This window comes from Treponema bryantii NK4A124, assembly GCF_000421345.1.
GTDB lineage: Bacteria > Spirochaetota > Spirochaetia > Treponematales > Treponemataceae > Treponema_D > Treponema_D bryantii_B.
In genome coordinates this window covers 1-14,870 of sequence record NZ_ATWV01000006.1, presented here as the reverse complement: position 1 = coordinate 14,870, position 14,870 = coordinate 1, and the positions used below count along the sequence as shown (strand labels likewise).

General features: G+C 39.2%; 16 protein-coding genes. 3 read left to right on the top strand and 13 right to left on the bottom strand.

The window, feature by feature from the left end; translation table 11 throughout:
- Nucleotides 1-98: 98 nt before the first annotated feature.
- From G626_RS0107080 to G626_RS0107050, 7 genes are all read right to left on the bottom strand, one after another.
- A complete protein-coding gene (locus G626_RS0107080) occupies nucleotides 99-398 on the bottom strand; it encodes a hypothetical protein (protein ID WP_022932090.1) in 300 nt (99 codons plus the stop codon).
- Nucleotides 399-410: 12 nt separating this feature from the next.
- Nucleotides 411-1,406, bottom strand: a complete 996-nt coding sequence (locus G626_RS17370; protein ID WP_022932089.1) for a 3'-5' exonuclease — start codon at nucleotides 1,404-1,406, stop codon at nucleotides 411-413.
- Nucleotides 1,407-1,528: 122 nt separating this feature from the next.
- Complete coding sequence (locus G626_RS0107070) at nucleotides 1,529-1,864, bottom strand: hypothetical protein (RefSeq protein WP_022932088.1); 336 nt, start codon at nucleotides 1,862-1,864, stop codon at nucleotides 1,529-1,531.
- A 56-nt stretch (nucleotides 1,865-1,920) separates the two neighbouring features.
- Nucleotides 1,921-5,184 (bottom strand): UvrD-helicase domain-containing protein, encoded by a 3,264-nt coding sequence (locus tag G626_RS0107065; RefSeq protein WP_022932087.1) that lies wholly within the window; start codon nucleotides 5,182-5,184, stop codon nucleotides 1,921-1,923.
- A complete protein-coding gene (locus G626_RS0107060) occupies nucleotides 5,184-7,913 on the bottom strand; it encodes a RecB family exonuclease (protein WP_022932086.1) in 2,730 nt (909 codons plus the stop codon). The genes G626_RS0107065 and G626_RS0107060 overlap by 1 nt, the downstream gene beginning before the upstream one ends.
- A gap of 384 nt (nucleotides 7,914-8,297) precedes the next feature.
- Nucleotides 8,298-8,510 carry a SprT family zinc-dependent metalloprotease gene (locus G626_RS18040; RefSeq protein WP_156003234.1) on the bottom strand — a complete coding sequence of 71 codons (213 nt, stop codon included), beginning with the start codon at nucleotides 8,508-8,510 and terminating at the stop codon, nucleotides 8,298-8,300.
- A 10-nt stretch (nucleotides 8,511-8,520) separates the two neighbouring features.
- A complete protein-coding gene (locus G626_RS0107050) occupies nucleotides 8,521-9,141 on the bottom strand; it encodes a S24 family peptidase (RefSeq protein ID WP_022932084.1) in 621 nt (206 codons plus the stop codon).
- Nucleotides 9,142-9,235: 94 nt separating this feature from the next.
- Here G626_RS0107050 and G626_RS15710 point away from each other — a divergent pair, with 94 nt between their 5' ends.
- Together G626_RS15710 and G626_RS0107040 are read left to right on the top strand one after the other, a co-directional pair.
- Complete coding sequence (locus G626_RS15710; RefSeq protein WP_022932083.1) at nucleotides 9,236-9,550, top strand: S24 family peptidase; 315 nt, start codon at nucleotides 9,236-9,238, stop codon at nucleotides 9,548-9,550.
- 4 nt (nucleotides 9,551-9,554) lie between these two features.
- The gene (locus tag G626_RS0107040) at nucleotides 9,555-10,811 is read left to right on the top strand and encodes a Y-family DNA polymerase (protein WP_022932082.1); all 1,257 of its coding nucleotides are present in this window, start codon (nucleotides 9,555-9,557) and stop codon (nucleotides 10,809-10,811) included.
- A gap of 23 nt (nucleotides 10,812-10,834) precedes the next feature.
- Here the strand turns inward: G626_RS0107040 and G626_RS0107035 are convergent, their stop codons facing one another.
- A complete protein-coding gene (locus tag G626_RS0107035; RefSeq protein ID WP_022932081.1) occupies nucleotides 10,835-11,491 on the bottom strand; it encodes a Crp/Fnr family transcriptional regulator in 657 nt (218 codons plus the stop codon).
- A gap of 97 nt (nucleotides 11,492-11,588) precedes the next feature.
- Here G626_RS0107035 and G626_RS0107030 point away from each other — a divergent pair, with 97 nt between their 5' ends.
- Complete coding sequence (locus G626_RS0107030; RefSeq protein WP_022932080.1) at nucleotides 11,589-12,326, top strand: ATP-binding protein; 738 nt, start codon at nucleotides 11,589-11,591, stop codon at nucleotides 12,324-12,326.
- Nucleotides 12,327-12,418: 92 nt separating this feature from the next.
- Here G626_RS0107030 and G626_RS0107025 read toward each other — a convergent pair whose 3' ends face one another.
- From G626_RS0107025 to G626_RS0107000, 5 genes are all read right to left on the bottom strand, one after another.
- Nucleotides 12,419-12,682: a type II toxin-antitoxin system Phd/YefM family antitoxin gene (locus G626_RS0107025; RefSeq protein WP_022932079.1), complete on the bottom strand. Its 264-nt coding sequence runs from the start codon at nucleotides 12,680-12,682 to the stop codon at nucleotides 12,419-12,421.
- Nucleotides 12,683-12,944: 262 nt separating this feature from the next.
- Nucleotides 12,945-13,463: a YiiX/YebB-like N1pC/P60 family cysteine hydrolase gene (locus G626_RS0107015; protein ID WP_022932078.1), complete on the bottom strand. Its 519-nt coding sequence runs from the start codon at nucleotides 13,461-13,463 to the stop codon at nucleotides 12,945-12,947.
- A gap of 1 nt (nucleotide 13,464) precedes the next feature.
- On the bottom strand, nucleotides 13,465-13,911 hold the full coding sequence (locus tag G626_RS0107010) for a rhodanese-like domain-containing protein (protein ID WP_022932077.1): 447 nt from the start codon (nucleotides 13,909-13,911) through the stop codon (nucleotides 13,465-13,467).
- A gap of 49 nt (nucleotides 13,912-13,960) precedes the next feature.
- Nucleotides 13,961-14,413 carry a MazG nucleotide pyrophosphohydrolase domain-containing protein gene (locus G626_RS15705; protein WP_022932076.1) on the bottom strand — a complete coding sequence of 151 codons (453 nt, stop codon included), beginning with the start codon at nucleotides 14,411-14,413 and terminating at the stop codon, nucleotides 13,961-13,963.
- 146 nt (nucleotides 14,414-14,559) lie between these two features.
- Nucleotides 14,560-14,870: integrase core domain-containing protein (locus G626_RS0107000; protein ID WP_022932075.1), on the bottom strand; the 311-nt coding region annotated here is incomplete at its 5' end.

Below are 14,870 nucleotides of genomic sequence, written 5' to 3'. Positions count from 1 at the left end.
CAGCTTACCAGGAATCAATAAAAAGAACCAGATCATTGTATAATATACTAAGCTCGTATAAATTTTGCGTAACTATAACTTCTTAATACAAATATTAGTTACCACTCCCCTTCCCCAAACTCCCCGTACATTTCGTCCATAGCATCGCGGTCTCCCATCATTGTATCATCTGCAACCTGGGCATAATACGAATTGTAATCATCTGATGGATCATCAGAAAAATATTCTCTCTCCCCTCGTGCAGCTCTAGTTTCAGAATCGGAATATTCATCAAAATCATCCTCATAATCATATGCGCGGGAATATCCTCCATAATAGCCGCTTTTCCCGCTACTACCTGCCTTACCGAGAATCACAACGATAACAACAAATAATATAAAAAGAATGAAAACTCCCATATCCTTCTCCTCTTATGCAACCTGCATTTCCTGAGTATTCATAACTTCAGTTGCCAGCTTAAGCCAGCTCTGAACCTCGATATTGTATTTTGAACAAAGGTTAGCAATTTCTTCATTATTAATAAGGCCGGCAAGCGGAGATACTTCCAAAAGCTGCAAATCTTCAGCGATATTATCAATGGATTTTTCTTCTGCTTCTTCTTCCTGTGAGGCTCCTGTATAACCAAACTGTGACAAAAGCTCTGGCGAAAGGAAGCTTGCTAATGAGCAATTATATTCTTCCTCTCCCTTTTGATTTACTGGTGTTTCTTTTGATGGATTGATGTATTCAAAATCAACTTCGAGACTCTCTGTGCAGAAAAGCTTATGAAGAATGCGGGCTGTGTTGTAAGAATCGCTCAAGGCTGTGTGTACCTGGCCTTTGTACTCCATTTGAAGAAGTCTCATTGCAGATTCCAGGCCAACTGATGTCTTTGATGAAATAAGCTTTCCAAAGATATTCTGCAAATCTACAAAATCCTGTAAGGTAGCAAAAAGGTCGTAACGATGCTTTCCCTTTGCCTCAAGCTCGCTCCAAAGCTGATTAAAATCAGACTTGCTCCAGCAGAAGGTTGTAATATCCCCTTCCCCACGCCAATAACAGAACTTGTCGAAAACAGTTATAAAATCATCTGCCTTTTCGAGCTTCTGATTTGAAATGCCGGTAAGCTGATTAATCCGCTGATTAACTGAACTGTAAACAGGCTTTACATAAGAAGAAAACTCGCTGAGTAGATTATAGTTTTCGTCCAGCAATACTGCCCCAAACTGAATAACTTCGCCGTTTGCTCCCGGAACGCAGCTTCTCTGTGATGCCGTAAATTCTGTCATTTCCAGGTCGATGCATACATAGCGTTTGGCAGGTGTCTTGTGCTTCTTAGAAGCTTTCGGCAGATCCTGCTTAATTTTACTTAAATCAAGTTTATAGGAATAAGCATTTGATACATCCAGAATGTCGTCTTTTCTCATAAAAGGCCCCCTTTTTCAGCTTTCTGATTTACATTATAAAATGCAAGGGTGCCAATGAACGGCACTGTGATTCGGGTGGCTATAAAATATAACGAGGCCATTTTGAATAAATTACCATTCCTTCAGTAATAAATCTCTCTTTTAAGAACAATTGTCTGAACTTCATGAGGTGCACTTTTAACTTCAGCCTGCTCTTCTACTCGGTGTGGAGCTGGTTGCGGAACAGGTTCTGTGACCGGCTGACTTACGGACTGAGCCTCAGCTTCCTGTCGATGAATTGACTGAAGCCCATCTGGTTCAAGCAGAGCCATCATCTGGGCATGGGTGAGATTTTGCGGGCGAGGTTGAGCCTTTGGATTTTTTGCTTTCTTCTTCTGATCAAAATATGACCATAAAGAAAAAATCATAGATGGAATTACGAATACTACAAGAAAAACAATAACTAAGAACTTAATCATAAAGCACCTCCTGTTCTGAGGTACAATATAACCCCTTAGAATATCATTTAATGATATTATTCATAAAAAAGTTCTACTCCTGTTCCAAGCACGTGATAGTAAATCACTTTCGCGAGAACTTTCTTTCCGGCCGCCTTTAAAGCTCGTTCGTAACATTCAAACTGGCCGGAATAGATTCCAGCATAATGAAGGTTTTCTGGATCAAGTACATCATCTTTTGTTCCCGGGAATGATTTAAAATCTACCAGCACTACCCCATCACTTGTTTCCCATATTAAGTCGATGCTTCCGGTGTAAATCTGGCCGTTATCATAATGTTTGAAAGGAACTTCGTGGGATGTCTTTCCTTTACCGTATGTTTTGGTCAGGAATTCTTCCAGATTATTCCATGCTTCAAGTATTTCTGCCGGATTAGGGATTTTTGCTTCCATTCCTGAGTTCTTTATAATGGAAGAAACGTATTCTATTGTTTTGTTATTTTCTAGGGATGCAAATACATCGTGAATGCAGGTTCCTACTTTATCATACTCTCCTGCCCCAGCCTTTATGGTGATTCTTTTTCCAGAACAGAAGAGTTCTTTTGCCTTTACAAATTTATTTGCAGGAGCCTTGCTAGGCTGCATGTCGCGATTTTCTTTTGCAGTTTCTGGGTTTGAGTTCAAAACATATCTTAGATTTGCACGGGCTTCTATGCTTTCCCCGTCAGCCAGCTGTTTTTCTTCATACAAGAAAGGATGTTTATTATTGAATAAATCAATTGTTTTATCCGTTTCGAAATTGTAATTATCTGCAACATTACATCCCAGACACTTGAAAATGCTTAGGGCTTTATCTTTTCCTTCTGTTGTTAGAATGAGTTGATCTTTAGCACGGGTAATTGCAACATAAAGAAGTCGGATTGTTTCTGATTTTGAAGTGGCACAGATTGATTTATAACGCTGTGCATCCTTTATCTTTTCTGCCATATCATCTGCTACATTTGTATTTCCTGTAAACAGTGTTGGCATAAGATTGATTATCATTGGCGGATATAAATCTGTTTCCGAAGGAACTGTTTCGTGATACTTCTGTACTCCAAATACATCGTATTTGAAAATGTTCTTCTCATCTTCTGCATCTTTGTCCAATCCTAAGAGAATTACCTTTTTCCATTCCAGACCTTTTGAACCATGGAAAGTCGTAAGGGTAACTCCATTTTTTGAACCAGATGATTTTGCATTTTCTTTACAGAAATCAATATAGCCATTGATAGTTGGCGGCAGACCTGCCTGAATACAACGCTCTTCATAATCATAAGAAGCTTCTATAAGGGCATTAAATGCTTCGTCAGTTCCGGCAACATCTTTCCAGCTGCGACCTACAGAATACAAATCCAAGCTTATGATCAAACTTTCTACCAGATTATGAATTGTCTGAACCTTATAGAAAGATATATTTTCCATGAACTTTTTTATCAATTGATTATTTGCAAGATAATTCGGTAAGACTGGATTTGATTCACCTGCAGCCTCGGCTTTTTCTTTTGCTTCTTTGAAAATCTTATTAAACTCAAGCTTTGTATCTACAACTTTTCCAGCATCAAAACCTTCTTCAGAAAGGAAGGCCACAAGAGCTCTGGAATAATTGTCCTTATCATTTATAACAAGATTGAGGAATGCAGAAAGTAATGTAAGTTCATCTCTATTCTCGTCTATTGCAAGTTCGCGGCAAACCGGAATGTTTCGTTCCTTAAGTTTTTCAGAAAGCTTATCCAACTCAGAATTTCCTCTTGCAAGAACTGCGTAATCTGATGGATCTTCACCATCTTTGATTCGCTTTGCAATCTGAGCTGCAAGACTTTCTGTTCTTCCATCTGAGTTTGTTCCATTTTGTTTCCAGCATCTAAGGCTCTGAATTATATCTGGATTTCCACGATGAGATGTTAATTCAACCTGCTCTTTTGCAAGCACATCGGCAAAAGCCGGAACGAATACATCATTTGTAAAACTAACAATATCCTCCAGAGAACGATAACTCTTTTCGAGAGAGTGAATCTTAAACTGTTTGGGATTTGTTACCTGCTTTTTTGCAATAATGTCTGCAACAGCTTTTGTTAAATCTGTATCGGCTCCACGGAAACCGTAGATAGCCTGCTTAAAATCTCCAACCCAGATACTGTTGTGAGTATGGAAATTGCGAATATCTTTCCCCTCTCCTACTGGTACAATTAAATCATCACATTCATCTGAACCTACAATCTCTGAAAGTTTATCAAAAATCTGAACCTGAATCGGAGAACTATCCTGAAACTCATCTACAAATACATATTTATAAGTATTACGGATATCGTTCTGAACTTCTTTTTTATCCAGAAGCTCTACAAAGCGGGCCTCCATATCTGTGAAATCTATAAGATGTTGCTTGTCTTTATATTCTTCAAAAGCAGTCTGAGCTTTTTCTACATAATCAAAAATCAAATTGATATATTTGAGGATAAGTTCGCTAACTGTCGTATTTGTATAAAGATGATTGAGACTGTCCAAAGCTGCCTGACGAAGCTGAGAGTTCTGAAAAGCCTGAGGTAATCCATCTATGAAAGTTCTGAATCCAGCAAGGTCTTTTATAGTAAGTTTCTTCGAAAGAATAAAAGAATACTTTTTAATGTCTGCCGTTCGTGCTGCTGATTTTCGGCTTTGTCCGGCATCTATGCTCTTAATTTCTTCCATCAAATCCCTGAACAATTCGACATCATAATTAAGAGTCCAGAAACCAGAAAGCTCCTTTGCAAAGGCCAGAGATTTCTCGCGGCTACCTTTCAAGTCTTTTACATTATAGCTTTTAGCTTTTTCAAAGATTTCTTTTACATCATCTTTCCAAAAGTCATAATTGAGACCAAACTTGTTTTCGCTCCATTCATAACCGATTCCAAACTGTTCGCAAAAATCCTTTAAAAAGGCAGTCTCATTCTGAGTTGCAATTGAAGACAGAATCTGACCAACGAAGAACTTCTTCTGTTCATCATCTATCATCTTTAAGTTAGGGCTGATTCCAAGAAGATACCAGTATTTTTGAACAAAGGCATAGGCAATACTGTCTACAGTTCCAATCATTGCCTGGTCCAGACGTTCTGCATATTCTGCATAGCGCGATGTCTGCTGCTGTTCATAGATTTTTGCTTTTGCTTTTTCTTTGAACTCAGCAGCTGCAGCCTCGGTAAAAGTTGTAAGGATAAACTGCTCTGGAGCTGCTTTTTCTTTTATGATCAAATCTGCGAGAATTGAAGTTAATGTAAAAGTCTTTCCACTACCGGCACCGGCACTTATATATGTAACGTGATTCATTATTTACCTGCCTTGAAAGTATTGTAATTACTGTATTTGTTTTGTTTCTTGTTCCAGGTTTTATTCCGCGAATGCGTTTCCATATCCATCGGAACAAGAGCCTGATCTTCTGTCGAATCTGCATAATCTATAGAAGGAGAAACAGGTTTTCCATTAATAAATGGATATTCCACACCTTCTCCATCCTCAATAAAACCCTGCAAAATCTGCTTTTTTCTAAAGGAATAAGAGTTACTCATTTCTTTAAGCAGATTACCGTTCCTGTTTACATCAACATAAGTTTTGAAGATTGCTCCCTGTAAGTCATCTGCGGTAATAACCTTTACATCAGGAAGAAGAACATAAGCGGCTGCTTTTGCATGTTTCTCAGTTGCTTTGAAGACTAATCCTCTATACAAAGCCAGCTGCATTGAGCGGTTTTCTCTTATCCAATCCTGATACTTTGCTTCTGATGGGGAGAACTTAAAATCAAAGATTACAGGCTGGCCTGCAGAATCTTCCAGTACCATGTCTATGCTTCCGCTGAAAGTTATTTTGTGTTTTGAAAATTCTGGCAGGTCCACTTTTTCATGCTTTTGTTCACAAGCTATAACTTTGAGTCCGTTTTCCTGAATAAGTTTTAAGAGAGCTTTTACACACTCCCCCATCTGCTCTTTAAAAATTGCAGTTTCAGAAAGATTTTCAGACTGTAAAAGGATGCCTCCTGATTCCAGTACTTTCTGACTGAACACTTCTTCGTAGTTGTTCTTTATCTGATTTGCAATATCTTCTGGGCAGCCACCATGCTTTGGATTAAAGAGTTCTTCAATAATTGCATGGGCTACAGTTCCCTTTGTTGTGTAAACTGCAGAAAGAGCCGCAGCTCCTTTCTTCTGCAGATTAATGATTTTGTCAAAGACATAATCAAAAGGATAATCTATAAGATTTGAAATTGCGCTAAAGCTTTCAACTTCACGGAAATGAACCAGGTCTGTACGCTTAAAAGTGATTGTTCCATCCACTGCCTGATGACGGTTATTTATCTGAGGAAGCTCTTCTGTCTTCACTCCAGGAATATCAGCAAGAGATACATGCTTGATATAGCGCTCTATAATATCCTTGCCCTTCTCATCTTTACCCATATTCTTTTCGAGCCGTATTATAAGCGGCTCTTTTACTGAATCTTTTGTTCCACTCTTTTTTACAGTTACAAGAGTAAGCTTTTCTTCTGTGTAAAATAATGGAAGATATTTATTCAAACGAATATATTCACGTTCATTATCTTCCTGCCAAAGACCATCATTAAGAGCCGCCTTTTCTGCAGGTGACAGGAAAGAATAAGTAAGTTCTCTTTCATCTGGATTATAAAAGTCACACCAGATTGTAGACTTTGCTGGACTTGCATAATTTGCACTTGATTTAATAAGATTCTGACAGCCTTTGTTTGCCTCACTTATTTCCATTTCAATTTCTGTAGAAAGAGAATCAAAAACTAAAATCAAATCTTCGAAGAAAATTTCTTCTTCATCAAAAATATCAAGAATTTTCTTCATTGCAGCACATGTAGCTAGTGCTCCCTGTAATTGTACTATATGTGCATCATTCAGTTTTTCATCTTGAGTCTTATTGAAAATCCATTTTGAAAGCTCTGCAACATATTCAACAATTGTAGTCTTTTTAATTTTTTCATTCTGACTGATTGCTTCTTTCGGTTTGGTTATATCCGGAAGGAAATATTTGATTTTATCTTTATCATAATCTTCTGCTTTATCGAGGAGCATTCTGCAGGCTTCATTAAAATAACCACCCTCCCCTACTATAGTATTTATTAAGTCATCTCGGAATTTAAAACTGAGCGGACTAAATGGAACAGATAGCCAACTAATAAGAGATGTAAGATTCAAAGGACGAGAAAATATGCCAAGTCCAATCAAAGGCAGTTCAGAAATCTGACTCACACCTTTGTCACTTGCACCGCAGGTCGGCTTATTAAGATAACTAAGCCAGCTGTCAAAAGCGCGGTTATCACGATTAATCCATACTGAATATTGATCAACTGGAAGCTGACTCAAATACTGGAGCGAGTCGTTTGTGTTTTCAAATTCAAAAAGTTCAACAGAGCCATCATTTTCTTCTAGAGTAAGTTTATCTGATTTGTTATCTTTCAAAACTTCCGACATCTTGCGAAGGAAGTTTTTGTTTGCAGGGAGCTCTGAATTTACATGAACATGCTCTTCGCCAATTGCTTTTAAAAGTTCAACCTCTGCTGGCTGGAAGCAGTGATAATCAAACGGAATGATGATTTCTAAATCCTCAGGTAGAGCGCAGCCCTCTTTCACAGCCTTTGTAATCTGCAAAAGTTTTTCACCAAAAGAAGGAGATTTAAAGTTTTTCTCAATGGCAGACAGAGTCTTCATACGTTCAGAAGAATCATTCTTCCCAGGAACCCAGCCTGCAAGAAGCATGGCATCACGCCACTTAAGACATTCTTTCGCAGTATTAATTCCGTCGCGTTCAAAAGATTTTGCAAAAAGGTGGCCCGGATTTGTTTTACTATAATTTCTGATTGCAGTGTAATAATCCAGAGTTCGCTCTAAATCAGAAGCAACAGGAATATGAAGTCCTGCATGAAGTTCAATTAAATCTACCAGTGACTTAGTATTACAAACGATAGTATCAAATGCAATGTTCGTTTTTGAAAAATCATAATAAACAAAACCATCATACGAAGGATTATAAAAAACTTTCATTCATGGGCTCCTTATTGTGCTTATATTATAGCACACATCAATGTCAAATAATGACACTGTAAAATTTTTCGAAGATATTTTTACAGTGCCACTCCTTGGCACTCTTGCATTTTATAATAAAAGCCATAAAGTAACAAACCTATCAGGAGGCTTTTATGGAAAGCGTAATTACTGTTTTAATCTTTTTGGCTGTTATCAGTTTATCTATTTATCTGACTTATTATTCTACAGACTCTTCTGCGTCAAATAAGTTTAATGATATTCTGACTTTCTGCATGCCATTTTTTTCAACTCTGATAATCGGGATTTCGGTGATCAATAAGTTCATTTATTTGCCGATTGTTATTACAGTTTCACTGATTGCCGGTGTTTTGAGTCTCCTGGTTAGCTGGAGTGCCGACTTAAAATATGCTCCACCGTTCTGCTTGAGCCACTTGTTGCAACGTTTGTAATCCATTCTTTCTTTTCGCGGATAAAGTTTTCTGCAATAAAAGTCGGCGTTCCCAGCGGCACTTTTACGATGATTTTTCTGTCATCTGCCACCTGGATACTCATTGAGCGTCGTCGGGATTTCTGGATTACGAAGGTTATTTCCATTGGGTATCAGTTACCCCTGCACCTTATGCATAACGTAACGGATTTTTCCAATAACGCGGAAGTCCTGGCTCTCGCCGGTCTCCAGCATTTCTTTGTACTTTGAATTATCAGAAATGATTCGAACGCAGTCTTTATCCCGCTGAAGACGTTTTACAAAAGCTGCTCCCCTGTAGTTGATGGCGTAGATTCCGTCTGTACCGTCGTAGCCGAAGTTATCATAAAGAATGATGTCGTTGTCAAAAAGTGTCGGCTCCATGGAGTCACCGCGGACATAGGATGCACACATGTTTTCACGGTATTTTCTCAAATGTGATGGAAGTGCAACGTAATCAATTATATCAGCTGAATCAGGAAGCTCCTGACCACGACCTGCAGAAAAGGCCTGCTCGTAAACGGGGATATTGATTACATCTTCCGTCAGATGGTCAGGATAAACCTTGAACTGTTCCATCGTCATTCCAAAAGATTCGATAATTCTAGTCCCGTCATCAATGTTCGGGAGACGCTTATAATAAATCCAGTTTCGCAGCGTGCCGATAACAATACCGGTCTGCTCGCAAAGCCATTCCTGATTTTTGCCCTGCTCTGAGAGAATCGCCTTTACTTTATTCCAAAAAATTTCTGCATCCATGCCTACAAGTATACAATGATATTTAAAATAATCAAATCACTATTTAGTGATTTTTTATATTGACAATTCACCAAACAAGAATTATCATAAAATCATGATTACAGGATTCCCAAGCCCCGCTCAGGGCTACGAAAGTAAAGGAATAGACTTAAACAGCGTTCTCATCAGGCATCCTTCTGCTACTGTTTTTATGCAGATTGAAAGTTCCAGCTATATGAATATGGGGATTTATAACGGCGACATCCTGATTATTGACCGGGCAAAAAAGATTAGGCCCAATAGTCTTGTTGTTTATGAATCTGAGGGGCATTTTGTTCTGGGCAGAGTTTATAAAATTAAGAAGACTTTGGAAGATACTATCATCACCGGTTCTGTTACACACATTATTCATACGGTGAAGGAAATGTAATTATATGGTCCTCCACGCCGACGGAAATTCTTTTTACGCGTCCTGCGAACAGATTTACCGTCCTGATTTACGAGGCAAGCCTGTTGCAGTTCTTTCAAATAATGACGGAATCATCATCGCCTTAAATAAGGAAGCCAAAGCCTGTGGAATCAAACGCGGTGACCCCTATTTCAAAGTACGTGATATCTGTGACTGGAAGGGAATCACAATTTTTTCCAGCAACTATACTCTTTATGCTGATATCAGCCGGCGAATTACTTCCATCTACATGGAATACGCTCCGGATATTGAAGAATATTCGATTGATGAATCCTTTCTCTTTTTTGATGACTGCAACTGGTCCATAAAGGATTACGAGGAAATCGGCTTTGACCTCAAGCGTCGCATTGCAAAGGAAGTGGGAATCCCTATCTGCGTGGGAGCAGCTCCTACTAAGACACTTGCAAAGCTCTACAACAAAAAAGCCAAGGAACACGGCGGAGTTTTTGTATATAATCCGCGTGAAGTAGATGCCCTGCTGGAATCTGTTGACTGCGGTACCATCTGGGGAATCGGCCCTGCCCGTGCGAAAAAGCTGCAGCTTCACGGAATCAAAAATGCCCTCATGCTAAAGCACATGCCCCTCTGCGATGCAAAAAGACTGCTTACAATACAGGGCTTTGCAACCGTTCAGGAGCTCAACGGAATCCGCTCAGTAGAAAAAGTGACCCGGGAAAAGAAGGACATAATCACTTCCAGCCGACAGTTTTCTATCAAGGTCTATGATATGGCAACGATTGAATGTGCTATGGTGGAATATGCGGAAATTGCAGTTGAGCGACTCCGAAAGCAGAAGTCAGAATGCCAGGCAGTTCAGGTCACAATTTCTACCTGCAACTATTACAGCGATGATACAGACAGCCAGTACTCCAACGCCGCAATCGTCCAGCTGCCCCGCCTCACCTCTTACACACCCGATATAGTAAACGCTGCCCGCCTTGCCCTACCCTATATCTTCCGCCAGGGCTACGGCTACAAGGTAGTGATGATTACGCTTTTGGAAATTATGCCTGCTCAGTATCAGGGCTGGCTCTGGATAGACCCCATGGAAGACATAAAAAAGAAGCGCCTCATGGACGCTGTAGATGAAATCACAAAGGTCTACGGCCGCCACTCCATCACTCTGGCAAAATCCTGGACTGTTGACGGCTGGCAGATGAAGCGGGAGTTTTTGAGTCCCTGTGTTACAACGGATATTCTTGTAGTGCCGGGGGTGAGATAGTCTTATGGAAAAATTTGGTGAATCTAATCCAGATGTAAAAGTCTAAAATGATTTTTCCAGTAATCAATCAGGCCGTCAGCTTTCATTTTGCTGAGTTCGGCACTTAAAGCAGAACGGTCTACCTGTAAATAATCTGCAAGTTGTTGCCTGTCATAAGGAATATCAAATTCTGCATGAGGGCTTTTTGCAGGAAGGCAGGATGAAAGATATGCCAGAAGTCTTCCTCTGATTGTCTTTGCATTTGTATGAAATATACGCTGTGAAAGATGAAGATTCTTATTCATGCTAATCTGCAGAATATTTTTAATCAGAACTGAATTAATTTTATTGTTGCTGTGAAGAAAAATGTTCCTAGGTTTTATCATCATAATCTTAGAATCTTCAACAGCAACAACATCTACCATCAAAGGTTTGCCTGTTAAGGCATAAGTCTCTCCGAAAACCTTTCCGCTTCCAAGATTATCAATAATAGTTTTATTTCCCCAATAATCTGTGCTTTCTATTTGAATTCGTCCTTCAAGTACAAAGCCCATTGCTTCTGTTATGCTTCCTGAATTAAAAATACACTCCCCTTTCTTTAGAGCCTTTTCTGAACTTTCAAAAAGCTTTAATGCCTCTGGCAGGCTTTTTTCATCAAGGCCTGTAAAAAGAGGATGTTTAATCAGTTCAAGGATATTCATATTTCTAGTTTATTTGATTTTTGTTGTTTTAACAACATTCTTTTTCATTCCCTGCTGATAAATTAAAACTGTAAAAAAGATTAAATCGAGGTTAATTATGATTAGAAAGATTGTTAAGATTGATGAAGAAAAATGCACTGGTTGTGGTTTATGTGCTTCTGCCTGCCACGAAAATGCGATTGTTATGGAAAATGGAAAGGCTCATCTTTTACGTGATGATTTTTGTGATGGATTTGGTGACTGTCTTCCAGCCTGCCCTGCAGGTGCAATTACAATTGAAGAGAGGGAAAGTGCAGAATATAATCCGGCTGCTGTTGAAATGAGAAAACAGATTCTCGCTCAGCAGGCATCGGGTGCTCCCATGGCTCATCCTCACACAGGCGGATGCCCTGGAAGTGCAATGCATACGTTTAATCGAGCTCAGACCTCATGTGACTCAGAAAATGAATCTTCAGCGAAAACAGCAGTAAAAAGCGAACTGATGCAGTGGCCGGTTCAAATCAAACTGCTTCCTGTTCAGGCTCCTTTTTATGAAAATGCAAATCTTCTGATTGCCGCTGATTGTACAGCTTATGCATACGCTGCTTTCCATAGGGATTTTATCAAGAATCACATTACGCTCGTCGGTTGTCCAAAACTAGATGAAGGCGACTACACAGAAAAGCTTACCGCGATTATAAGTCAGAACAACATAAAGAGTCTTACTATTGTGAGAATGGAAGTTCCCTGCTGCGGAGGACTTGAACGTGCTGCAACAGACGCCCTTAAAGCAAGCGGAAAATTCCTTCCCTGGCGTGTCATTGTAATTAGTCGGGATGGTGAGATTTTGGAATAAGGTCCGTCATTACTTATATAATTTTTTATTTCAAAAAGTTTTCTTCGTTACGTCCTGCTTTGCAATTGGTAGATAACGTAAAGTATAATCCATTATCTTGCCCTTATCTGATTACGAATAGAGGAAAATACTTCTTCATGAGTATAACGAGTAGGATCTGTCTTAGCCTGTAAATCAGCTTCATCAAGTTTAGATTCAATGTTATCAGTAAGTTTGTCATACATATCAATACTCATTACAACCATTGAACCATATCCATTTTTTGTAAGGAATACAGGAGTCTGGCGTTCAGCTACCAGAGTTTCAATTTCAGAGAATTTATTTCTTAAATCAGATACCGGTCTAATCTCTGTCATATTGTTCACCTCATCTTTTAATTACTTATCATAAGTTTATCATTACAGACAAGATTTATTTCAATCCCATAATCTTCATAGTTTCATCAGGATTTGCAATCCTGATATTCTCGCCATCCACAAGAGCAAAATGAGGAAAACCGATTTTCGCCCCTTCCCACTTTTATTCCAGACATGATACACAGTGTACTTTCCCCAGGTCCCGTATTTGCGGTAGTGGTCGTATTCAAAACTCTTTTTTACAAATTCTCTAATGGTCATTTTATATCCTTTGCAATTTCCCAACCAAATTAATTTTCTCGCATGTAGAAATCTGACTCGGATTTGTACCAGGCACTCCTACAGGAATATCCAGACCAAGTTCATCGTAGTACTTTTTCCAGTAATCAGAAACATCTTTTTCTTCATCATTAAACTTCATGGGAACAGAATCAAAAATCGGAAGAATTTCTGCAATGTATTGAGAACAGTAAAAGCAGCCGTTATCTGGGTAAAAGCTATGATTATATTTGCAGCCTAAATATTTTTCAGCACGTTCCTGAACAATCTCGCAGTCAATTTCCGGGTATCGAAAAATATCAACATCCCAGTTTCCTTCTCTTAAAAAATCTTCAAGCTTCTGTTTTACAACTCCATATTTTCTCGATGCATGATAAATCATACCATCAAAAAAGATTCCCACATGGCTGTATTCTTTTGTAGTTTCAATAATCGCTTTAGAGAATTCTGAGTTGTCGCGCATAAAAAGTAAGTCGCCGTTCTGCAGATTATTGATAGTCATTTTACTTCTCCAGCTTACCCTTGTAATCCAGAATGCCGCCGAATTCTATCAGATTTGTGTAGCCTAAATCCAGCAGGCTTTGGGCGGCGATTTTGCTTCGGCGGCCGCTACGGCAATAAATCAGGATCAACTGATTTTTATCTGGCAGGACTTTTGCGGCGCTTTCTGCTGTGATTGTTTCCATGGTAAGCAAACGGGCTCCGGGAATGTGGCCGGCTTTGTATTCATCGTCACGGCGGACATCAAGAATAATTGCATCCGGATTCTCTTCTGCGATTCTCAGACCTTCTGCCATTGAAACATTTTTATATACAACAGTAACTGTCTTTTCCATACCAATCAGCTGTTTTTTTTCAGACTGCTGCTCCGCGTTTTTCTGCTTGCTGGAACAGCCGGCGAATGTACTTATAATTAATAAAGAAAAAATCAAAATTAAAGTGTTTTTCATATTTACCTCACAATCACATCCTAACATACAGGAGTGCCAGGGAATGACACTATTGTACTCCATATTCCGGAGCAAGAGAATCCAGCAGCTTCTGCATCTTCTTAAATTTCTCTTCATGCGAAAGCTTTTCTTTTTTGCCTTCTGATTTTTTGATTTTATCCCACTGAACATTGAGCTGGTCCAGAGTCATCTCTTTCTTTTCAAAAACATGCGGATGCCGGCGGATCAGTTTTTCCGCAGCTCCATCCAGAACATCATCCACAGAAAACTTGCCCTGCTTTTCATAAAGAGCCGCAATCTCAACCGCGTTCATAATCACATCGCCCAGCTCTTCCTTTGCATGCTCATCATCTTTCTCATTGATTGCTTCGAGGGCCTCGAAAGTTTCTTCCACAAGATAACGCTTCATGCTCTCCGGCGTCTGCACCGAATCCCACGGACAGCCATCAGGTGCAATGAGAGTTTTTATTACTTCGTATAGTTTGTTGAATGAATCGGCCATTTTCTTTCCTCACTATCGGCAAAATATAAAGGGATTTTTCACTCAAAAATGCAGTTATAAATTGCCGATAGATTTTTTTTATTTATGAGGGGGAAGTCTCCCCCTCGCCCGCACTTCTGAACTGCCCCCATTTTTTTAGACAGTTATTACGCACATTTTAGGCTGAAAGTCTTTGGAGATTTCCAGCCTAATTTTTTCTGTATGCGGTCCTTGTTATAGAACTGAATAAAATCTGTTATCAGTTCTTCCATCATTTGATATGAAAGCAGGCCATGTCTACTAACATTGTAATATCCAGACTCTGCTTTCAGCGTACCGAAAAAGTGTTCCATGCAGGCATTGTCCCAGCAGTTACCAACTCGACTCATGCTCTGGATAAAACCTTTCTCTTCCAGCAGTTTTCTGTACTCTGACGCTTTATAAGTATTTCCCTGATCCGAATGAATCAGCGTATTGG

Bases quoted from the DNA above. Each gene is read 5' to 3' on its own strand.
- G626_RS0107080 (WP_022932090.1), bottom strand. From the start codon at position 398: ATGGGAGTTTTCATTCTTTTTATATTATTTGTTGTTATCGTTGTGATT.
- G626_RS17370 (WP_022932089.1), bottom strand. From the start codon at position 1,406: ATGAGAAAAGACGACATTCTGGATGTATCAAATGCTTATTCCTATAAA.
- G626_RS0107070 (WP_022932088.1), bottom strand. From the start codon at position 1,864: ATGATTAAGTTCTTAGTTATTGTTTTTCTTGTAGTATTCGTAATTCCA.
- G626_RS0107065 (WP_022932087.1), bottom strand. From the start codon at position 5,184: ATGAATCACGTTACATATATAAGTGCCGGTGCCGGTAGTGGAAAGACT.
- G626_RS0107060 (WP_022932086.1), bottom strand. From the start codon at position 7,913: ATGAAAGTTTTTTATAATCCTTCGTATGATGGTTTTGTTTATTATGAT.
- G626_RS18040 (WP_156003234.1), bottom strand. From the start codon at position 8,510: ATGGAAATAACCTTCGTAATCCAGAAATCCCGACGACGCTCAATGAGT.
- G626_RS0107050 (WP_022932084.1), bottom strand. From the start codon at position 9,141: ATGGATGCAGAAATTTTTTGGAATAAAGTAAAGGCGATTCTCTCAGAG.
- G626_RS15710 (WP_022932083.1), top strand. From the start codon at position 9,236: ATGATTACAGGATTCCCAAGCCCCGCTCAGGGCTACGAAAGTAAAGGA.
- G626_RS0107040 (WP_022932082.1), top strand. From the start codon at position 9,555: ATGGTCCTCCACGCCGACGGAAATTCTTTTTACGCGTCCTGCGAACAG.
- G626_RS0107035 (WP_022932081.1), bottom strand. From the start codon at position 11,491: ATGAATATCCTTGAACTGATTAAACATCCTCTTTTTACAGGCCTTGAT.
- G626_RS0107030 (WP_022932080.1), top strand. From the start codon at position 11,589: ATGATTAGAAAGATTGTTAAGATTGATGAAGAAAAATGCACTGGTTGT.
- G626_RS0107025 (WP_022932079.1), bottom strand. From the start codon at position 12,682: ATGACAGAGATTAGACCGGTATCTGATTTAAGAAATAAATTCTCTGAA.
- G626_RS0107015 (WP_022932078.1), bottom strand. From the start codon at position 13,463: ATGACTATCAATAATCTGCAGAACGGCGACTTACTTTTTATGCGCGAC.
- G626_RS0107010 (WP_022932077.1), bottom strand. From the start codon at position 13,911: ATGAAAAACACTTTAATTTTGATTTTTTCTTTATTAATTATAAGTACA.
- G626_RS15705 (WP_022932076.1), bottom strand. From the start codon at position 14,413: ATGGCCGATTCATTCAACAAACTATACGAAGTAATAAAAACTCTCATT.